The organism is Paenibacillus sp. GCM10023252, assembly GCF_042653305.1.
Classification (GTDB): Bacteria; Bacillota; Bacilli; order Paenibacillales; family Paenibacillaceae; genus Pristimantibacillus.
Map to the genome: position 1 here is coordinate 17,668 of NZ_JBHSHW010000027.1, position 21,310 is coordinate 38,977.

General features: G+C 44.4%; 19 protein-coding genes and 2 pseudogenes. 14 read left to right on the top strand and 7 right to left on the bottom strand.

Annotated features, from left to right (window positions below):
- Positions 1 to 170: 170 nt before the first annotated feature.
- From ACFO9Q_RS15215 to ACFO9Q_RS15240, 6 genes are all read left to right on the top strand, one after another.
- Positions 171 to 455 carry a hypothetical protein gene (locus tag ACFO9Q_RS15215; protein WP_379183514.1) on the top strand — a complete coding sequence of 95 codons (285 nt, stop codon included), beginning with the start codon at positions 171 to 173 and terminating at the stop codon, positions 453 to 455.
- Positions 456 to 488: 33 nt separating this feature from the next.
- Positions 489 to 659 carry a hypothetical protein gene (locus ACFO9Q_RS15220; protein ID WP_379183516.1) on the top strand — a complete coding sequence of 57 codons (171 nt, stop codon included), beginning with the start codon at positions 489 to 491 and terminating at the stop codon, positions 657 to 659.
- Positions 660 to 675: 16 nt separating this feature from the next.
- Positions 676 to 1,776 carry an ABC-three component system protein gene (locus ACFO9Q_RS15225; protein ID WP_379183518.1) on the top strand — a complete coding sequence of 367 codons (1,101 nt, stop codon included), beginning with the start codon at positions 676 to 678 and terminating at the stop codon, positions 1,774 to 1,776.
- Positions 1,769 to 2,278 (top strand): ABC-three component system middle component 2, encoded by a 510-nt coding sequence (locus ACFO9Q_RS15230; RefSeq protein WP_379183520.1) that lies wholly within the window; start codon positions 1,769 to 1,771, stop codon positions 2,276 to 2,278. The genes ACFO9Q_RS15225 and ACFO9Q_RS15230 overlap by 8 nt, the downstream gene beginning before the upstream one ends.
- Positions 2,271 to 4,130 carry a hypothetical protein gene (locus tag ACFO9Q_RS15235; RefSeq protein ID WP_379183522.1) on the top strand — a complete coding sequence of 620 codons (1,860 nt, stop codon included), beginning with the start codon at positions 2,271 to 2,273 and terminating at the stop codon, positions 4,128 to 4,130. Before ACFO9Q_RS15230 ends, ACFO9Q_RS15235 begins: the two co-directional genes overlap by 8 nt.
- 198 nt (positions 4,131 to 4,328) lie before the next feature.
- A complete protein-coding gene (locus tag ACFO9Q_RS15240) occupies positions 4,329 to 5,837 on the top strand; it encodes a DUF3800 domain-containing protein (protein WP_379183524.1) in 1,509 nt (502 codons plus the stop codon).
- A gap of 581 nt (positions 5,838 to 6,418) precedes the next feature.
- Here the strand turns inward: ACFO9Q_RS15240 and ACFO9Q_RS15245 are convergent.
- The 6 genes and pseudogenes from ACFO9Q_RS15245 to ACFO9Q_RS15270 all read right to left on the bottom strand — a co-directional run bounded on the left by ACFO9Q_RS15245 (position 6,419) and on the right by ACFO9Q_RS15270 (position 12,501).
- Positions 6,419 to 6,799: pseudogene (locus ACFO9Q_RS15245) on the bottom strand (cyclodeaminase/cyclohydrolase family protein).
- A gap of 74 nt (positions 6,800 to 6,873) precedes the next feature.
- Positions 6,874 to 7,155 carry a hypothetical protein gene (locus ACFO9Q_RS15250; RefSeq protein ID WP_379183526.1) on the bottom strand — a complete coding sequence of 94 codons (282 nt, stop codon included), beginning with the start codon at positions 7,153 to 7,155 and terminating at the stop codon, positions 6,874 to 6,876.
- A gap of 28 nt (positions 7,156 to 7,183) precedes the next feature.
- Positions 7,184 to 8,062: a carbohydrate ABC transporter permease gene (locus ACFO9Q_RS15255; protein WP_379183528.1), complete on the bottom strand. Its 879-nt coding sequence runs from the start codon at positions 8,060 to 8,062 to the stop codon at positions 7,184 to 7,186.
- Between the two features lie 16 nt (positions 8,063 to 8,078).
- Positions 8,079 to 8,933 (bottom strand): ABC transporter permease, encoded by an 855-nt coding sequence (locus ACFO9Q_RS15260; protein WP_379183696.1) that lies wholly within the window; start codon positions 8,931 to 8,933, stop codon positions 8,079 to 8,081.
- A 218-nt stretch (positions 8,934 to 9,151) separates the two neighbouring features.
- Positions 9,152 to 10,765, bottom strand: a complete 1,614-nt coding sequence (locus ACFO9Q_RS15265) for a response regulator transcription factor (protein ID WP_379183530.1) — start codon at positions 10,763 to 10,765, stop codon at positions 9,152 to 9,154.
- Between the two features lie 5 nt (positions 10,766 to 10,770).
- Positions 10,771 to 12,501, bottom strand: a complete 1,731-nt coding sequence (locus ACFO9Q_RS15270; RefSeq protein ID WP_379183532.1) for a sensor histidine kinase — start codon at positions 12,499 to 12,501, stop codon at positions 10,771 to 10,773.
- 147 nt (positions 12,502 to 12,648) lie between these two features.
- On the opposite strand from ACFO9Q_RS15270, the gene ACFO9Q_RS15275 reads away from it, so the two are divergent.
- Positions 12,649 to 14,334, top strand: a complete 1,686-nt coding sequence (locus ACFO9Q_RS15275) for an extracellular solute-binding protein (protein ID WP_379183534.1) — start codon at positions 12,649 to 12,651, stop codon at positions 14,332 to 14,334.
- Between the two features lie 208 nt (positions 14,335 to 14,542).
- A complete protein-coding gene (locus tag ACFO9Q_RS15280) occupies positions 14,543 to 17,245 on the top strand; it encodes a fibronectin type III domain-containing protein (protein WP_379183536.1) in 2,703 nt (900 codons plus the stop codon).
- A gap of 90 nt (positions 17,246 to 17,335) precedes the next feature.
- Here ACFO9Q_RS15280 and ACFO9Q_RS15285 read toward each other — a convergent pair whose 3' ends face one another.
- The gene (locus ACFO9Q_RS15285; RefSeq protein ID WP_379183538.1) at positions 17,336 to 17,578 is read right to left on the bottom strand and encodes a cyclodeaminase/cyclohydrolase family protein; all 243 of its coding nucleotides are present in this window, start codon (positions 17,576 to 17,578) and stop codon (positions 17,336 to 17,338) included.
- 290 nt (positions 17,579 to 17,868) lie between these two features.
- Here ACFO9Q_RS15285 and ACFO9Q_RS15290 point away from each other — a divergent pair, with 290 nt between their 5' ends.
- The 6 genes and pseudogenes from ACFO9Q_RS15290 (at position 17,869) to ACFO9Q_RS15315 (ending at position 21,302) form a co-directional block, all read left to right on the top strand.
- Complete coding sequence (locus tag ACFO9Q_RS15290; RefSeq protein ID WP_379183698.1) at positions 17,869 to 18,159, top strand: hypothetical protein; 291 nt, start codon at positions 17,869 to 17,871, stop codon at positions 18,157 to 18,159.
- A 197-nt stretch (positions 18,160 to 18,356) separates the two neighbouring features.
- A pseudogene (locus ACFO9Q_RS15295) lies at positions 18,357 to 18,722 on the top strand (formylglycine-generating enzyme family protein); the annotation flags it as partial.
- A 349-nt stretch (positions 18,723 to 19,071) separates the two neighbouring features.
- Entirely contained in the window at positions 19,072 to 19,578 is a 507-nt protein-coding gene (locus ACFO9Q_RS15300; protein ID WP_379183540.1) for a GNAT family N-acetyltransferase, read from the top strand.
- Between the two features lie 114 nt (positions 19,579 to 19,692).
- Positions 19,693 to 20,199, top strand: a complete 507-nt coding sequence (locus ACFO9Q_RS15305; RefSeq protein WP_379183542.1) for a phage tail protein — start codon at positions 19,693 to 19,695, stop codon at positions 20,197 to 20,199.
- A 51-nt stretch (positions 20,200 to 20,250) separates the two neighbouring features.
- Positions 20,251 to 20,748, top strand: a complete 498-nt coding sequence (locus tag ACFO9Q_RS15310; RefSeq protein WP_379183544.1) for a phage tail protein — start codon at positions 20,251 to 20,253, stop codon at positions 20,746 to 20,748.
- 17 nt (positions 20,749 to 20,765) lie between these two features.
- Positions 20,766 to 21,302: a phage tail protein gene (locus tag ACFO9Q_RS15315; RefSeq protein WP_379183546.1), complete on the top strand. Its 537-nt coding sequence runs from the start codon at positions 20,766 to 20,768 to the stop codon at positions 21,300 to 21,302.
- Positions 21,303 to 21,310 lie beyond the last annotated feature (8 nt).

The following is a 21,310-nucleotide window of genomic DNA, read 5'->3' on the forward strand; positions in this document are numbered from 1 at the left end:
TAGCATGACTTTATTTATGAGGGCAACGGTGGAATGCGGGTTTGAGGGCTGTTATTTGGCAGGAGTATATTAATTATGAACAAGTAATGTAACCCCGCAATAAAGCCCTGATATTAGCAATAACCTTTGCTAAAAATCGAATAAAGACCTGATAAACATAGGGGGAAGGTATGAGGAAAAAGGGGCAAAACCCTTATCCCTCAAGCCCTTCCCCTGTTTTTCTATCCAGACATAATTCAGATTATGAAAATAGTCATGCTACGAAAAATAGATTCAAAAACCATAGATTTGTTGCAAGAGTTTATTTATTAGGTCAACGGTGGAATGCGGGTTTGAGGGCTGTTTTTAGCAGAGGTTTATTCATTGTGAACATAGTAGGAATGAAAAAAGAGAGAAAAATGTTTTCTCTTTATTTGTTTTGGGGAAAGGGAATAGGGAACAGAGATAGGAGATAAAATCTCCGATGGTAGCAAGGATTAAATTAAATCGTGGCTGGTATGAAATGTACGTTCATCAAAACTATTGGCAGAATGCAAGCTTATGGTGAAAACATGCCTTTTCGGAATATAAATGGAGAAGGGGTTAAAGAGATGGATATAGAGGGAGGAATAATTAGGGAATATGTCGAATTCATAAGGATAAATAAGAATTGGAACTAATATAGGGGAACATAACATGGAAGAATTAAGTGAAATAAGTAAACCAAAGGTTCAAAGTTTAACTAATCAGCAAATCCTCTATGGAATGGCTATAACTATTCCAGCAATTGAATTATTAACTCTATTTTCTGATGCAGATTTCGAAAGGTTTATTCAAGAATGGGCAACAGGTTATTTAATTGAAATAGTCGGGTATAAAAAAGTCTATCGTAACGCTGGTGCAGGAGATAAGGGAAGGGATGTCGTAGCCTGTCATGACGACTTAGGAGAAAAATGGGATTGTTATCAGTGTAAGCATTATGATCATCCTTTAACTCCGAGTGATGTTTGGGTTGAGTTCGGAAAACTTTGTTATTACACGTTTCACAGAGAATTCACTGTACCACAAAGATATATATTTGCGACTTCCAAAGGTGTCGGTCCGTTGCTTAAATCTTACATTCAAAATCCTGAGCAACTAAAAAACAACCTTATTCTAAATTGGGAAAAACATTGTAAAAATAAGATAACCGATACTGAAGTTGTGGAGCTAACAGAGGAGTTTAGAAAATATGTGGAGAAATTTGATTTCAAAATAGTAGGATTTCTTGATCCTCTTGAGGTAATTGAACAACACAGAAAGACGCCTTATTATGTACCGAGATTTGGTGGAGGATTTAATAAATTTAGGGAACAAGCGATTACCCCTGATGAAGTTCAAGAGTCTGAGTTGACTTATGTAACAAAATTGTTAGAAGCGTACAGTGAAGATAAGGGAGTAACATTTAATCATACTGACGAATTAACAAGTTACAGTATTTATAAAAATCATTTTCAACGTGAAAGAATCCATTACCACAAGGCTCAGTCACTTGCATCATTTGAACGAGATACATTACCAGAAGGTGCGAATGCATTTGCTAAATTGAAGAGTTCAGTATATATGGGTGTTATTGATACTGTTGAATCGGATTTTTCAAGTGGCTTTGCAAGGGTAAAAGAGGTTACAAAAACAGCAAGAAGTCTACAGCTATCAGGAAATCCTTTAATTTCAGTAGTGGAGGATGATGATAGACATGGGATTTGCCATCATCTTGCAAATGACGGCTTAATCGAATGGGTGAGTAAAAATGAGTAGGCATATCAAAAATCCTGATGACTTTCTATTATTTAATTCGAATTTAGAAGTTGCATTAAGAATTCTTGTACTATTAAGCCAGGATTCAAATAATACGTATGATTTAGATAGGTTAGTGATTTTTGATTACTTTATCATCCATGCGAATGATGTTGATAGCGAACAAATAAATTTGCACCCATCGTTACCTTTAAGGGGTTCTGAAATCATCATTAAACGGAAATTGATTTCTGAAGGTTTAGACTTATTAGTAAGTAGAGGGTTAATTGAAATCGTATATAAAGCTTCCGGTGTATACTATCGATCAAACAGCTTAACTAAAGTGTTTGTTGAATTGCTAAAGAGCGATTACTTTATAATTTTAAAAAAGTTGTCTACTTGGGTTGCCGAAAAATACGGTTCTATTGAAACGACAGAAATAAACTCCATCGTAAATAAGAACATTCAACAGTGGGGTGGAGAGTTTGAATATGAATCATTAGTGAGAGGTAATTATGAATAAAAACTGCGGCTTGTTGATAAAAAGACTTATTTTATCGAATGGTGCGGATAAGAGAGAAGTTAAATTCTCTGAAGGTCTTAACATCATCTCAGGGCCAACGGATACAGGGAAGACCTATGTATTCCAATGGTTGAAGTATATGCTTGGCTCTAATGATTCCCCCAAAAATATACCTGAAAATAGAGATTATTTGGACGGGTATTTAGAAATTTACTCTTTTGCTAAAAAAGATATTATTACTTTAAGACGGGTACTTTCGACAAACAAAGTTTACATATATTCTTGTCCTTTTGAAATCATTAACGATAAAACCGAGTACTTACGAGTAAATACAAAAGGGAGAACAAAGTTAATTTCCAGTAATATGATGGAGTATATTGGAGTTAACTCTGAAATTGAATTAAGAACACATATTGGGGAAGAGAAGTATAGGAAATTAGCGTTCCGTGATTTTTTACACTTTTCCCTAATAGATGAGAAAGAAGTAATTAAAGATAAAACGTTATTAACAACGGGACAGTACGTATCAAGGACAGTGGAATTAAATGCATTTTTCTATTTTATTTCAGGAAAGTACACTTCCTATGTTTCTTACTTATCTAAGTTAAGAGCTGGTAAGAAGACGAAAGAGAAGCCACAGGTTGACAAAACAGATTACTTGGATGAATTAATAGTTGAAACTCAAAATCAATTATTTACATTACAATCAAGTGAGGATTCATCAGGAATTTCGTTTAAAGAAGAATTGTTATTTGTAACTTCCGAAATAAAACAGCACAGTGAAGTTATAAGGGAGACTTTTAAAAGTACGGAGAAACTAAAAACCAAAAGATTGATGAATCAAGAACTCATAAAAAGATTTAATTTACTAAAGGAGCATTTCAATTCTGACCTTCGACGTCTTGATTTTATATTAGAAGGTGGCAGTATTATTTCAAATCTTCAACCAGAAAATTGTCCAGTATGCGGCAAACAACTTGATGCCTACCACGATGAATCACACCACGAAAAAGTTGTAAGAGGAGTTAATTATGAGAAGTTAATCTCATCATACAGTTCCGAGAAAGAAAAAATAATGCTGAATCTAAGTGATTTAAGTATGACAACGGGAAACTTAGAAGAAGATATTGAAAAAATAAATGAAGAGATATTAATAGAGGAAAAAAAATATCGTGAGATAAAACAAAAAGTTGAAAATGAACTTAAACCAACTCAAGCTTCACTTCAAGAAAAAATCGATAAGCAGGTAGATGCAAAATTAATTAAAGCTAAAATAGAGTATTTAACAAATCAGCTAATAAGATTAAATTCGCAAAAAAAATTGTTTAGCACAACAAACATACTAATTAATTCACCACAAGAACCCACAGTCGAAAATGATGTAGTAGATCAAAATATTGAAGAGCTGATGAAGATAATGAATGGCTTTTTAATAAACATGAAATTTCCAGGCATTAATTTAAAGTCTAATAACGTTTCTTTTGATTTCAAGGAATTTGATTTTATTATTAATGGTAAAGCAAGGTCTGTTTTTGGAAAAGGATTCAGATCTATTATCTACAGTGTTTTTGTAATTAGTTTAATGGACTATTGTCAAAAAAATAACTTACCTCATGCTGGATTTGTATTAATTGATTCACCGTTAACAACATATCAAGAAGCAAATGGGACGGATGAAGAAGAGAAGGTTCCCGAAGAATTAAAAGTCAGATTTTTAAATACATTTTCCAACATAGTTGGATCTCAAATAATAATATTAGAGAATAAATTCTCTATGGATGTTAATGGAGAGAAGATGAACTTTATTGAGTTTACAAAGGATAGAACAACTGGAAGATACGGCTTTATGTAGATGCATTATAAGATTGAATTGAATTTTTTTGAAGGAACGGGCTGCAGCGGCAGCCCATTCTTATTATTTATACCAAATACTAAAGAATTGGCAATAAGCTCGATAATCGTTTTTGGTTGGGAATAGACAAAAGTGATAAGATAAATAGGGATTGTTCAGCTTTTTTCTACGTCAGATAAAATCATTGGAGTGTTATTGGTGAATACAAAAAAAAATCCTATTTATAGGTTCTATAATAGCTTTTTCTCAAAACAAACAAAAGAGCTTTCTGAAGAACAAATAAATACGTTTATACTTCAGTCATTTAATAATATAGTAAAAAATGCAATGAGTGATAATGAAAAATTTGACGAAATTATATTTATACAAAAATTCGATAAAGAGCTAAGAGAGAAATTGAAATTAGATATAGAAGCATGTTTAGGACGCAAAACAACATATGGCGGTGTGTCTTTTAAAGGGAAGCAAATAGCAGAAATATTACTAAACGAATTTAATAGAATTAAGCAAGAAATAACCGAGGAGGAAATTGTCATTCTACGGAATGAAATTATTGATAGTGGTAGTGATATAGATGCGAAACTCAAATTTTATTATGATGAAACAAATAACCCAAGGAAATTTTGGATAAAAGGAAGTAAGTTCAATTCACCTGTTAATAAAAACTTTGTGCTAGGGGGAATAGTTATTGATGAAAAAAAATTTATTGGTAATCCCAAAGATCTACATGAAAAACTAAAGTTTCAAAATAATATAAATGAAATGAAGTCTAAACATATTCTGAAGTTAACTTTTATAGAATCTTTGAGATCAAAACAACTTAATATAGTGTTGAAATGGATTTTTGAACATGAGATTTATATTCATTTTATAAATGTTGATAATTTATACGCAATTGTTAATGACATTTTGAAGATAATAATTAATAATAATATGGATAATGAGAAAATTAAAGGGTTAGAACTTATGCACGGACACACCCTATATAAACATATATCTAGCAATCTAGATGAAGTATGCGAAATACTAACAAAATATGACTATCCTAAAATTCAGAAGGATGCTATAACAGATTTTTGTGAAGAGTGGGTTACCTTTATAAAAAGTTTGAAATCAAAACTGCCTTCTGTAAAAGATAAGTTTGAAGAAGTTGCTAGGATGATCGTGTATGATGAATTATGGAAACTTTTCGATAAGCAGAAATACGATGATGATTTTATAGGATTTGGTAAAAACGATTATATTATTAAAGATTATTCAAACTATTACCTGATTAAACCCGTTATATTTTTAAATTCAATTCATATATTTGATAAAGAACCAACAATTGAAGAAATAATCAATACAACTAATTTTGAGAAAGATAGAAATTTTATATTCAAGAATTCTAAGGAAGATAATTTTATACAAATCAGCGATGTTATAGTTGGATTATTGGGGAGGTTTTTTACATATATAGAGGAATTAAATGATGAAATGGAAAACGGAAGAATTGTTCAAAAATTAGTTAGCTCTATATCAAAATTTGATATTATGCAAAAAGAGAATTTCCTTCTACTTACTAATCTATTGAAAAAATCTCATGATAAGAATAGATTGTTTTTTAGTAGCGAAAATACATTTATACAAAGAAATAATATGGATTTTATTATGAGGATCATTGATATAACAGACGAAGAGGTCAAGTTTGAAGTTGGAAACAACTAATTATAAGAAGAATCGAGGTAGGGGTTGAAGTTAGAAAAGAAAGCCAAAACTACCAAGTAAAAATCAGGTTTTAGCCTGGAATCATTCGGTTTTTCTTTTTGTTAGAACAATTGATTCTGGATTGGCTTGAGATTTAAACCAATGTGAATAACTTTAAAGTCATCTCAGAGCCTAAATAGTCATCTCAAAGCCTAAATAGTCGTGTCACGAGCCGAGCGAACCTCAGGTATCCACTCCTGTTTTCCTCGGCTGTGTTTTATTGCTGGAGTGGTCGCTGTGACCTGCCAGTCATTTGATAATCAAGCTTTTCTCCGATCTTTACTCCGATCATCGGTTCCCCTAGACCCATTTCTCCCCTATGTACTTTCCTGCTCTAAGACGACTTTGATTGCTCGTCTTATCCCGATTTTCTCCGATTTACCCCCGATTTCTATCGGATTCGTAAGACGACTTTAATTGTCAGCGTCGAATCAGGGATTTAGGGTAGGAGCGCTAAAGCCAGGTGGGACTAGGGATTTGGGGGATTTGGTGGGAGGGGCGTGAGATGACTATTTAGGATTATGACAACCACTCTAGTAATTCTAGTTGCAACTACCCCACAATCCTATCTCGGGTAATCGCACAGCTCTACTTTTCAACTCCCCAATATCACGAATTGATAAGGATAGCTTATCCGAATATCCCTGCCTCAGCTCCAAGTCCTTCAAGGATGCTAGATTAATCTCAATAGTTAACAAGGCAGATTGCGCAGCGGCTTCGAACAGAATGGCTCCGATGCCTAAATCGGAGATGACATTCTTGTTCTAAGACTCGGCAAGGCTATTGGTGCACACGAGACCAGCCATGCAGACTACCATAAGACGTAGAGGAATATTGATAGCTTCTATCGATGCCTCGTGCAAGGCACCCATACGCGCGAGCTTCTCCTCATCCGTTCCCTTAGGCAGCCGCAATGCGTTCATGTACTTATTGAATGATTCGATGTCAGCCGCCACTCTTCACATAAACGGTCAAGCTTCTCATCTTCCCGATAACCTCAGCAAATGTCTATTGCTCTCAAGAAATTGATAGCTTTAGTTAAGGTTCCAACCCCACCCGGGACAGGGGAGAGGGCTGTTGCGTGAGAGCTTACATTCATGGCTACATCCCCAAAGATCTTCCCGCCCTCTATCTCATTGATTCCTGCATCGATCATAATCAAGCTGGAATGAACCATATCTCGCGTAACGACATTAGGGCGCCCAACCGCAACGAACGCAATCTCAGCATTGCCACCGCTCAATCGGCAGAGGAGAGCATAGCCATATTTACTCCTCATTAATCTCTAATCCCCACCCACCCCCAACCTAAGACTTAACTGCTCCGAGAACAATCCCTTTTACAAAGAACCGCTGAAGGAATGGATATATCAGTAGTATGGGTAAGGCAGCGATAAAAATCTGGGCCGCCTTGACGGTACGCTGGGAATATTCCTTCAAGGCATTCACATTGCCGTTCAGCTTGCTAAGATCGGGCTGGACGATAATCGTCTGCAGCAGGGTTGCCAATGGATAATCATCCTGACTGTTAATGTAGATCAACCCTTCGAACCATGAGTTCCAATGATATACGATCGTGAAGAGGGCTATCGTAGCTAAGGACGGCAAGGAGATGGGAAGATAGACAGAGACGAGTGTTCGTAGATGGTTAGCTCCGTCAATGAGGGACGCTTCCTCTAACTCCTTCGGTACGTTGCGGAAGAAGTTCATCATGAGAATGATATTCCATACGTTCAGGGCAGATGGCAGGATGAGCGCCCATATGCTGTTCATAATGTGCAGATTGCTCACCAGGATGTAAGTAGGAATCAAGCCGCCGTTGAACAGCATGGTGAACAAGAAGTAGAAGCTGAGGGCTGTCCTTCCTCTCAGCACCTCGGCGCCCTTGGACAGCGGATAGGCTGCCAGGATACAGAGCAGCATTCCGATTCCTGTGCCAAGGAGAACACGAGTGAACGACACCAGCATCGCATGCGCGAAGTTGTTGTTCTGCAAGGTCTGTTGATAGGCAACTGTCGTGAAGTCGACAGGCCATAGATTAACAAGATTAGCGCCGGCAGCCTCCTTGCCGCTGAAGGAGACAGCGAGCACGTGTATGAGTGGAAGCAAGCATACGAAGGCAAGCAGTGCTAGCAAGCTATTGTTAACCCAAGTGAAGATGCGGTACCCAGTCGTCTTATGATACATCGTGGTTCACTTCCTTCTAGAATATACGATAGTTGCCATACTTGTAGGCGATGCGATAGGAGACAGCGATTAAGATCGTTGCAATGATCGACTTGAACAAGCCGAAGGCCGTACCGAAGCTGAATTGGCCGCTCTCGAGGCCATTCCTGTATACGTAAGTGTCGATGATATCGCCCTTATTGTAGACCAATGGATTATATAGGTTGAAGATCTGGTCAAAGCCTGCGTTCAGGATATTGCCTAAGGAGAGTGTCCCGACAACGATAATCATAGGAACCAAGGAAGGCAGCGTGATATGCACAGTATGCTTCCAGCGATTAGCGCCATCAACCTCCGCTGCTTCATATAGGGAGGGATCAATGGATAGAATGGCAGCGAGGAATATGATGGCGCCGAATCCGAACTCCTTCCATAGATCACTCACAACAACGGTGAATCGGAACCAATTCCCGTCTCCGAGGAAGAAGATCGGGTCGAAGCCTAAGGCTCCAATCATTCGATTCATGAGCCCTCCGTCGGGGTTGAGCAGATCGATCAGAATTCCGCCTAGAATAACCCAAGACAGAAAATGAGGTAAATAAACGAGTGTCTGAATGCTACGCTTATAGCCTTCGACACGGACTTCATTGAGCAGCAGAGCGAAGGTGAGGGGGGTAATCAAGCCGAACACGATTTTCATGGATGAGATAGCCAGGGTGTTCCATATGACAGTCGGTCCGTCGAGCGTGAAGATGAGACGGAAGTGATCGAGTCCCACCCACTCGGAGCCTCGAATACCTAACCAAGGCTTGTAGTCCTGGAAGGCAATGACAATGCCGAACATAGGAATGTAGTTGAAGATGAGGGCAAATAAAAAGGGAAGGGCGAGCATGGCGTAGAGGATATGGTTCTTGCGCTTATATTTGGATGGTGGGCGCAGCGGAATGATGGTTGCATGAGGCTGGGTTTTCATCGAATAATCCTCCTATAATAAGACTAAATCCACGAATTCTGGAGTCAATCTTATTATAGGCAGGCCGTTATTAGGGGGGATAGAATAACATTTGGTGTTCTGTTGTACTTTGTTCACCTTTAACTTTTTGCTGCTGGTTACACGCGCTCTCGATATTCTTGGGGAGTTAAGCCGAATTGCTTCTTAAATACTCGAATGAAGTAAGGAGCGTTGCCGTAACCCAATTGGGCGGCGATCTGATACACCTTATCTTGTGAATTTCTCAGCATATGGCATGCCTTGTCCATTCGGGTGCGAAGTAAATAATCGCTTAAGTTCTCGTCTGCTTCAATCTTATAGATTCTGGAGAGATAACCCGGATTCAGATTAACATGATCAGCAATCGCTTGAAGAGATACATCCTCGGAGAGCCGCTCTTCTATATACTTCCGGACCTGCTTGACCACCTTCGAGCGATTGTGCTTGGTTTCCTTCGTCATATCCTCCTGAAGCTGCTGTAACACGTCAAGCGCCCACTTATACACTTCCTGATGATTAGAGAAGGGGATGCCTTCAGCGAGAGTCGGTGAATCCTGCGCAAGATCGGAGAGCTGCTTGCCATTCTTATGTGCAGCAGCTGCATAGCAGGAATGGATATTGTAATACACCTCGAGCAGATGCTCTCGTGAGTGCAGGTTCTTCTGATCCAGCTCTTGGAAGATCTCAGCAAGCTTATGACCGGCCTGCTCCCAGCGGCCCACTTCAAGTAAGTGCAGGAGCAGCGGCGGCTCGTATAGCTTTTTTAACCACTGAACATCTCTATTGGTATGCTTGCCCGCAACGAAGAAGTAGTCACCTCCATTGCCTACATTTCTGCGAGCCTCATACAGCAATTGTTCATACAAGATAGGAACATCCTTGGGGAATGTACCCCACTGACTCGCAAGTAAGGTGACGGAGCCTTTCAAGTAGACCTTAATATTCCGTTGAAGCTCTTCGGAGAGCCGTACATAGATCTCGCTCAGAGAATCCGTAATGGTTCTCTGCCCGTCCTTCAACGTGACTAAGAAGATAAGATAATCATGGCGGTCGCGTCCTTGTAGAATGGAGAACTTGTCGCGGAATACTTCTTCCGCAATGTTGCCAATGCTGTATTGAAGGAGCTGCACATTATCGACATTGTAGTGAGGAAATTCAGAATCCATCCGCAATAGCAGCAGTGAGCAAGGGTTCCCGGCTTCAATGTGCAAGTCCATCATATTCAGCTTCTTATTGAGTTGTTCGATTGGCATGCGGAATCCATTCAAGAGATCATTAAGCAGAACCATTCTCATCGCAGGCAGATTCTCTCGAAAAGAGTAGAGCGTTCGTTGATAGGAGCTAATCAGGTTCCACTCTTCCTGAATCGAGTGAATGGCCTTGTGCAGGGATTCCAGCAGCTCTTCATTATCAACAGGCTTAACCAAATAATCGGAAACATTATGCCGCATGGCGTTCTTCACATAATCAAAGTCGGAGAAGCCGGTTAGAATAATGCATCTGGTACGGCTGTTAATGGCGTGAATGCGCTCTACAAGCTCGATTCCATTCATACCCGGCATCCTGATATCCGTAATCATTAAGTCAATTGTTGTGCGGGTTAGAATCTCCAGTGCTTCCTTAGGGGAGAATGCCTTATGAACCTCTGATATCCCAAGGCTGCACCAATCTATTCGTTCAGCCAGTCCGTTGACGACGGACGGTTCATCGTCAACAATCATAATCTGATACATTCGTATCACTCCTCCTCTTCAATCTCTTGCCAATATAGGGTGAATCGCATGCCTTCCTTCAGTGAAGCAATCTCCAATCCAGCCCCTCTGCCAAAATGATGGATCATCCGCTGATGGACATTCCATACACCATAACCATGGTCCAGCTGGGCAGGATGCTCCAAGCTGGCTTGAAGATAGGTTAAGTCAGATTCATTCATTCCGATTCCATTGTCGATTACGGACAAACGATGTATCCCGTTAAGAAATTCACCGATAATCTCAATCTGACCCGGCGTATCCTTCGGCTCTAATCCATGAATGATGGCATTCTCTACAAGGGGCTGCAGCAGCAGCCTAGGAATTTGTATACCTTGCATGCTTTCAGGCACGGTAACGCTTGTAGCAAATCGATCCAGGCGCAGGCTTTGAATCGTTAAATAATTGTGAACCAGTGCGAGCTCGTCCTTAATCGTTGTAAATCCTTGGTCAACTCTAGTTGTATATTTGTAGTATTTTCCGAGATTGGAAGCCATCGCTTGAACAGCCTCGTCGTCCCCTAGTGCTGACATATTCATAATGTAGAATAGGCAGTTATATAGAAAGTGCGGATTAATCTGAGATTGCAGCTGCTTTAAGACGGCTTCCTTGGATCGAAGCTCTTCTTTGTACACTTTCTCTATTAAATCCTGGATTTGAATCGACATTTTGTCAAATTGCATAAACAAATATTCGAATTCGTTGGAATTGGCTTGATGCAGACGAGAGGAATAATCCCCTCGAGAGATTTTCTTGACACTACCTACCAATCGTCTTATAGGCTGCTGGACCTGACGATAGAGGACGGCAATAGAAATTACGGCTAACAGAAGCATGATCGTAATGGAAGAATAGAAAATGGTTTGACCTTTAGCTATCGGATTCAAAATTTGTTCAAGCGGACTGTAGTCGATCAGGAGCCAATCTAGGCTTGGTGAGGGCATGACGTTAACGAGGTAGGTTTGCCCGTCAATGCTGACCGTCTTGTTCAATAGGGTTGCATCCTGATCTTTGAGTGACAGGGTTGAGAGCAGTTTGTTTTCAAGAAAATCGGCTTGTGGGTTAGGAGATATTTTACCTGTGTAGGGTTTGAAAAGTAAGGTACCGCCTTGCTTGTCTGTGTGGAATTGAGCCAGCATGTTCCGTAAATTGTCGGCAGAGAAAGAGACCTCGATGATGAGGTTGGCAGAATCCGTATTTTGATAGGCGCTAGTGGGATAGATCACGTACTGGTGAAAGGATTCCACCTTCCAGTTTGCGGAACCCTCAGGCATATAGGTCCAATCCGCATTGACCGATTTTGGGATAGAGTAGGAATCGGAATTTTGCTTGCCAGAGCTTGATATCAGGATCTTGTTCTCTGGAATATAGGCTAAGAAGTAATTCCTCCACTTGCTGGATACATTCTGTAATCTCAACTTCTCTTCAATCATTCGGCTTGCTGTCACTAAGTCATACGAGTCATAAGGAAGAGGGATCTGGGTCTGTTGAAAGGAGCTGTCCCGGCTCAGCATGACCGCCAACAGGGCTAGATGGTTGACCTCCGTCTCCATCTGATTCAATAAGAAGGATAACTGATTCTGGTTCGTAGATTCAATCTCCTGCTCGATCACCTTGATATTGGTCTGATTGGAATACGTATACAACAAGAGGGTTGGTACGGTCAGCAGCATGACGACTCCTAGCATTCTGATAAAGATAGAGCTTCTTCTTCTCAATTCAATGCCCCCTGTTCGGATGTCTTGCTCCCAATAGACAATAAATTATTATAAAAGTACATAATCTGTTCTGTGATCAAAGTATCAACTAACTTATAGTTGAATTGTGACACGGCAATCCAAAAAATAGCAAGGGGAGGATAAACAATGACAGGCAGAAAGGCAGTAACACTAGGCATCGTTATAGCACTGATCGTCACGATGATTGCTGCATGTTCCTCAAACAATAACAGCAAAGAAAATACAGCAGCCAATAATGAGAACACGGCTAACAATGACACGGTCAAAACGAATCCAAATGCGAAATACAATCCGCCGATTGAAATGACAACGGTAAAAAATGTAGCAGCAGATCTTAAGTTCAAGGAAGGCGAATCGATCGAAAACAATGTGTTAAATCGAGCAATTGAAGAGGATCTAGGCATCAAAATGAAATACCTGTGGACGACTTCCGATGTAAACGCGTTCAATGAGAAGCTTCGCTTAATGCTGGCGTCCAATCAGAAAATGCCGGATATCGTTGCAACGGATGATGATCTGGTGTTAGCCGATCTCATGGCCTCCGGCAAATTCATGGACGTAGAAGAATTGTTCAACAAGTATGCCGGAGATTATTGGAAGTCCGTTATGGACAATCATCCGGAGGCTTGGTACAAAACAACATTGAATGGCAAGATCATGGCGATCCCGAAGCTTAATTGGTTGAATCAAGGCGATACCGTTCTATGGATCCGTGAGGACTGGATGAAGAAGCTGAATCTAACTGCACCGAAGACATTGGATGATTTGGAAGCCATCATGGACGCATTCGTGAATCAAGATCCGGATGGCGACAATAAGAAGGATACGTATGGGCTGGCCATCTCATTGAAGGGCGCACTGAATACATGGATGGCTAACGGTGACTGGATTGGCGGAGCTTACGGTGTCATTCAGGGCTCTTGGAACAAAGGAGAAGAAGGCAAGCTTGTGAACGGCGATATCCGTCCAGAGATGAAGCCGGCACTGGAGCGCCTAGCAAGCTGGATGAAGAAGGGCTACCTCTCCCCGGACGCTGCCACTGTTGATGAGATGAAGGCAACGGAGCTGTTCACACAAGAGAAGGCCGGAATCGTTGCCGGAGCTTACTGGATGCCTGGCTTCCCGCTGCCGGACTTGATGAAGGTGAATCCCAAAGCGGAATACAAGGCTTATCAGGTACCGGTAGGTCCCGATGGCAAGGCAGGCTACCACACGAATGCATCAGTAGGCGCGGGCGGTATGTTAATCAGCAAGGACTATGATCATCCAGAAGCAGCTATCAAATATCTGAACTGGTTCTTCGATAATTATGCGAACCCTGAGCCGGGCACGAAGTACGAGCATGGTCTGGCCAAGGGCTATGACTGGGATGAGAAGGACGGCAAGATTGTTCAATCGGATCCATGGTTCGACGTCGTTCGATACAGCGTAAGCACAGATGGGGCACGAGTGCCTGAGCAATTCAGAGATTCGATGGTGAAGATCAGCAGCGGTGCAGAGCCGACTACACCATTTGAGATTGCCCGTAAAAACGGCGAGACTCCAGCTACGCTGCATGCTTTTGATGTCATCATGGATGGGGAAAAGAAAGGGTACGCCATTCAAGGCGAATTTACAGGCGCCCCTACTAAAACGATGCAGAGCAAGAAATCCATATTGGATAAGATGCGTCTGGATGTGTATACCAAAATTATCTATGGCCGCGAGCCGATCGATGCCTTCGATAAGTTCGTTGAGGACTGGTACAAAAACGGCGGAGAGCAAATGACCAAGGAAGTGAACGAATGGTATGACAACGTTACGAAAAAGTAGAAGTTAACTGAGGTATCTTTTTTGCCCAGGACATCTGTGTTAAAACCTTGAAGCTGCTCCCATGGTAGTGTTGCAACAACCGTCCTATGGAGCGGCTTCTTGGTTCTCTGACCCGGTAATCCTTGTGCTGCAATCGTGAGAGGAGGGTAGCAGAGCGTCGATTGATGAAGGCAGCACCATTACACATATTGCTAGGAGGTAATTGAAGTTGCGAAGATGGCAAAGGATCTTGTCCCTGTTAGTTGTAATGACGGTATTCATCAGTATGTTCTCCTCTATGGCCTCTGCGGCACGTGATCCGTGGCTATGGCCGTTCACGCAAGACAGCATCTGGAACACGCCAATTGGTTCCAATGCCGTCTATTACGGGCAAGGACACTTCGGACAGGCGGGGTTCGTCGGTGCGGACATTGAGATCCACAGCAAGACCTCGGCCTCTGACCCGGTTCGGCCTATCTATACGATTAATACTTGGAATGATCGCTGTGCCGGTACGAACCCTGCAGACGGTACAATTACCAGCATGAATATCCCGGATGACTTCATCATACCAGACGCTAGGCCACAGTATACGCCCAACAACGTTGCAGCCTTCCTGCTTCCTAATGGGAACCTGTTCCAGCTCGGACCCCTATGCCGGGATGCGCATGGAGGACCGGTGTACGGCTACCAATACCCTGAGGAAGGCCCCGTCTCCTTGCAATCAGATGGTCGTCCCGGCGTTCACTTCGGTTCGCGGCTGTCGGGCTTCGGCGGAACCGTCCGTGCTGGAGACCTGACGAGCAGTACACCAATCCGGCACGCCTTGAAGCTGGAGCTGTTCGCTCAGAAGTATCTCTACTTCAGCAATAGCGGTGATCCAACCCAGAATTACAGATGGCCTGCCTACAGTGCGGACGGTTATGCAGGGGATTGTGTCAATAGTTCATACAATTGCTACAAGGGAACGGATCCCAAGTTCGTCATGGGCGTCCTGCTAGCCATCCCGCCGAATGTAACGGCTGAATCGCTCGGTATCACTACGGAGCCTGGCAAGAAGGTGTTCAAGGCTCTTCAAGATTACGGCGGCTATTACGCGGATGACGCTTCCTGGGACGGCCATTACTTCAGCATCTCAGAGGAAGAGCTGGGAGCCTTCGAGCAGACCTACGGCTATTCATTCGACTCGAGGAGCGGCTCTTGGTATGACGATATGAATAAGATTGTCAAGGCACTGGCTTCCGTTGACAACAACAGTCCGACCAGCGTCGGCGGTGGCGGCGATCGAAGAGCACCTCTTGCCGATCCGGTATTCGGTACGATGGATAGCGTAGTACCAACCGCACCGAGCGGGCTTCAGCTGGTTAGCATGACCAACAACTCCGCGGTCCTCAGCTGGACGCCTTCCACGGACAATGTCAAGGTGGCTCGCTACGAGATTTACAACGGTACAACCAAGATTGGCGAATCCTTCACGAACAATTATGCGAATGTAACCGGACTGAAGCCGAACACCAGCTACACGTTGAGAGTTAGAGCCAAGGACAGCAGCACCAACGCTTCCACCTTCAGCTCCACGGTTACGTTCACCACGGCCCCGGGCTTCTCCGAGACCTTTGATACGGCAAGTACCGCCTGGTCTCTTACCAATGCTACGATTGCCGGCAACAAGTTAACCGTAGACCCGAATTGGCTAGTGAGCGCGAGTGCGATCTATACCGGCTCGAGCTTTACGGCTCCGTACCGATTCAAGACGGATCTATCAACACAAGGCAGCGACTATGGCAACCAAGCGCAGATCTACTTCAACTACACGGATGCGAGCAACTATTACAGCATATGGTTCACAGGCGGTGACACCAATACCATTAAGCTGAACAAGACCGTGAACGGTACGACCACCACGTTGGCTACGGCCTACAATTATAATCTGAGCGGTGCTAATGCGGAAGTTCGCTTGGAGGCCGGAAGCAGCGGGAATGCCATCAGCTTGATTGCGACGAAGGGCGGCTCGGCAACAACCATTTTCAATAAGATTGCCGACAGCACCTTCTCCTCTGGCAAGATAGGCTATGCTGCCAGCTATCAGAACTTCAGTATAGACAATGTCAATGTTACGAACGACATCGGCGATATAGCGGCACCGACGGCGCCAGGTTCACTCACTGCAGCAACGCTGGCCGGCACGAACAAGATCAACCTGGCTTGGACGGCAGCGACCGACAATACTGGGGTAAGAGGGTATTATATATACAACGACAAGGCAGCTATCGGCTACACGAGCAGCTTGAGCTACACGATTACCAATCCGCTCCCTTCACGAACCTATAACCTGACGGTCAAAGCTGTGGACTTGGCTGGAAATGTGTCGTCAGCCAGTAACTCCACATTGATCACAACGAAGGCTGATGCCTATACGGAGGGTTTTTCGTCCAACGCCACCTATGATTGGACGTTCCTGAAGGCCAAGGTTAACAATTATATGCTGCAATTAACCAACTTCAACGGAGATGCCCGTGCGACTTACTACAACCAGATCTTCGGGAAATCGTACACCTACAATGTCGCCTTGCAATCCGATGGTTTGAGCAACAGTGCGAAGACGCGCGTCCTGTTCAACTATGTGGATGCGAACAATACCTACTATGTGGAGTTTGGAGGCGGTGCATCCAACACGGTCAGCCTTGTACGCGTACTGAACGGTACGGCAACCACTCTGGCAACCTATGCCGGCAACTACAATATAGGGGCGTGGGACTGGCCGGTTATCAGTATCAATTACAATAACGGGAACATCAATGTAACGGCTAACCGCACGGGCACAGTCACGAACTTGTTCACCAACATTTCCGATTCGAACATAGTCTCCGGACAAATCGGAGTAGGAAGCTTGTACAATAATGTTTATGCTGATACGATATCTGTAAAATAATGAATTTTTTATTAGGAATGGCGGAGCAGCCTTGCGCGAAAAAGCGCGGGGTTGCTTCCGTTCGTAACTCCACTCTTAATCGCAGCACCATTACCCCACAATCCTATCTCGGGCAATCTGAACCGCTCTACTCTTCAACTCCCCAATATCACCAATCAACGAGGACAGCTTATCCGAATATCCTCGCCTCAGCTCCAAGTCCTTCAAGGATGCGAGGTTGATCTCTATAGTCAGCAAGGCAGATTGTGCAGCGGCTTCGAACAGAATGGCTCCGATGCCTAAATCGGAGATGACGTTCTTGTTCGCCGATTCCGCAAGGCTATGGGTGCACACGAGGCCAGCCCTGCAGACCTCCATAAGACGTAATGGAAGTATCTAAAAAGTACATCGTATCAACACTCTTGTTAAACGAAGGTTGTCGACGTCATCTTTGTTTTCTGTACTTTAGCTGCCCTTCAGTAATATAATAAGATCTGGCGGGTTTCAAAGTGCGAATGCAATCGCATACGGCAATTAGGTTGCAGTGTATCAAGTTGTTGAGGCTTCCGCCGTGTGCTTCCTTATAAGCAGCTAAGCTTCCATTACAATAATCTAGGGGTGGTAAATTGAGAAAGCAAAAACCAATGTCCTTTGAGGATCTTCTCAAAGACTTACAAGGCCAGAATACGATTGAAGAAGATCCGAATCATGTCTCTTTTGACGAGTTGTTTAATGAAGGGTTCATGAAGAGTCACTCCAAGTTTACGTCCTTCGGAGAGTTCTTAGAGCAAGGGAACTTTCATATCAAATCGCAAGAGGATATCAATAAACTCGATGACGAGCTGTTTGACCGCCATATTGCTAGGGAGACCTCCTTCAAGGATTGGAAGTCCATGCTGGATACAGCGACGAAGGAATACGAATCCAAAAAATAAAGAGCTTAGAGAGCAGACCACGATAAGTGGTCTGTTTTTGCAATATTAGTGATCTTAATCAAGCATGGCACGTATAAGGGGGCAGCAGATGACAACGCAGGATTCCATTCATTACCCCATGGTAACCATCCCTTCAGGGGTCATTCCTCTAAGAGACGACCGGAAAAATACTTCGTGGACAGAGGGGATTGCTTCATTCCAACGGCTATCGTCTGCCAACTGAAGCGGAGTGGCAGTATGCCTGCAAGGCAGGAACATCAGCCTATCAATACGGCGAGCTGGACAAGATTGCTTGGTACGAGGAGAACTCGGAGGGCAGAGCACGGGAAGTGGGGAGCAAGGAGCCAAATGCTTGGGGGCTCTACGACATGCTGGGCAATGTGTGGGAGTGGTGCTGGGATGTGTATGATGCGGAGGTGTATTGCTCGTACCGCGTGTTCCGTGGCGGAAGCTGGGCTGAGGAGGCGAGAGGCTGCGGAGCAACCTGCCGCCGCCGCAGCCATCCTACCTTCCGCATCGATGACCTGGGCTTCCGAATAGCTAGAAGCACAAGCAGGACGTAACTTGGCAATGACTAATCGTTTCCACGATTAGCTTGCCGACTTACGTCCTTTCTTTTTTTAACCCGAAGGAGCCTGAATGGTTACCTCCCGCCTATTCGGATTATAGCAGGCAGCACTCTGGTTGATAGTAGAACGCCCAAGCTGCTCCATCTGGAATCAACAGCCTGCTGCATTAGAAGGGCTCTTTTGTTAGGAAGTGTGAATATGGATTCGTGTGAAAGCTGGATAACGGTTACAATATTTCTCTCGTTTTACCATTTGCATGGAGGAAATTGGCGATATTTGTAGAATTAATTACAGCTGATTCCTAATAAGGAGCAGAGATGCTCCATGTACATGGGGAGGGTCCATGAGACATTGGTCCTATGAAGCGGGGGCGCTGGCAGTGAGGCCGCTGGAAGCGCGTGATGAGGAGCTTCGGCTGCACATCTACAGGCAGACGCGAGAGGAAGAGATGGCGGGCTGGGGCTGGGATGAAGCGCAGCGGGAGGCCTTCCTTCGCATGCAGTTCGACTTCCAGCAGCGGTCGTATGCCGTGCAGTATCCAGATGCACAGTATGAGGTCGTCCTGGCGAAGGGTGTCCCGGCAGGTTACCTGATGGTGGAGCGGTCAGCGGCAGCTATTCGGCTGGTTGATCTGGCGCTGCTGTCCGAGTATCGCAATGCAGGCATCGGAACAGCCGTCCTGCGCGGACTTCAAGAGGAAGCGCAGGCGACGGGCCGGCCGATAAAGCTGCATGTGCTGCACACCAATCCGGCGAGACGCTTGTATGAGCGGCTCGGCTTCCGCCCTGTAGAAGGCGGCGGCGAGGTGCATATGGCGATGGTCTGGCAGCCTGCTGCGCGGAGGCTATGAGGTGGAGGTGAGCAGTGAGGCATAGAGCGAGAGAGAGAATCAGCTCGAATGACGAGTGCAACACAAGTACCAGGTTCAAATGGCAAGCCAAATCTAGCACCGAGGTGATTGGCAATGAGTGAAGCTTATGTAGGAGAAATTAGGATGTTCGGGGGGAATTATGCCCCGCAGGGCTGGGCGCTCTGCGACGGGCGGCTGCTCAACATTAGCGACAATGACGTGTTATATACGCTGCTCGGCACAACATTCGGAGGAGACGGGATGACGACCTTCGGCCTTCCCGATCTGCGAGGACGTATTCCTGTGCATCCCGGTCCGAGCATTGTGCAAGGACAGCAGGGCGGTTCCGAGACCGTGACGTTATTGACAACCCAGCTAGCTGCGCATAGCCATACGGTACGGGCAACAGCAGCTCAAGGCAATACGCAGGATCCGTCCGAGCAGCTATGGGCAGGCTCTACGCTCAGCAACTATGCAGACGGCTCCTCCGGCAGCCAAGTGGCGATGAATTCATCTGCGATCACTGTCACAGGAGGCAATCAGCCGCATGATAATATGATGCCTTCAGTAGGTATCTCATTCATTATCGCCCTGCAAGGGGTCTATCCTCAGCAGAGTTAGATTAGGTACACAAGTAACGAAGACATGAATCTTAATGGAGGCGAATGTACAATGGCAGATCCATTCATTGGGGAGCTCAAGGTATTCCCGATCGGCTTCACGCCGAAGAACTGGGCCCCGTGCAACGGGCAGTTGCTGGCAATTAATACGAATCAGGCATTATTCTCCCTGCTAGGTGTGACTTACGGAGGGGACGGGGTTACAACATTCGCTCTGCCTAATCTGAGAGGCCGAGTTCCAATTCATACAAGTCCGACAACGCCGCTCGGCATGTTATCTGGAGAAGAGAATCATACCCTTACGGAATCAGAGCTTCAAATCCACGGACATATGGTGAACGCCTCTTCGAGCCCGGCATCAGCTGCGGAGCCTGCTGGTCAGGTATGGGCCCATGCGACGAGCCCTTACGGTCTCTCGGCTGATACAGTAACGATGAACCCGTCTGCTGTTCAGAATGCGGGAGGCGGACAGCCTCACTCGAACATGCAGCCGTATCTAGGATTGCAGTTCTGCATTGCACTGCAAGGCATCTATCCATCACGTAATTAGAGAGGGGCAGCAATCGTATGGCTGAAGCATATATTGGCGAGATTCGCATATTCGGCGGCAATTATGAACCGAAGGGGTGGGCATTCTGCAACGGGCAGCTGCTGAGCATCGCTCAGAATACCGCCCTGTTCTCCATTCTTGGAACCCAGTACGGCGGAGACGGCAAGGTGACCTTCGCTCTGCCGAATCTGATGGGGGCAGCTCCGATGGGACAAGGACAAGGGCCGGGGCTGACGGAGAGATTCGTTGGCGAGATGACTGGTACAGAGAAGGTGACCCTTACTGAGCTTGAGATTCCTGCCCACTCGCATCAAGCGGTTGCTTATCAGAATGTAGGCGGCTTGAACGACCCGACGAACCATTACTGGGGTGAGACGCCTGCAAGCGGCAGGCCGCCCCAACAAGTTCCAATGTACGGACCAACGCCCAATGTTCCGATGTCTTCACAGGCACTTCAAGCAGCAGGCGGAAGCCAAGCACACAACAACATGCAGCCATTCCTAGCCATGAACTACATTATCTGCATGCAAGGCGAGTTTCCATCGCGTGGGTAAGAGGGGAT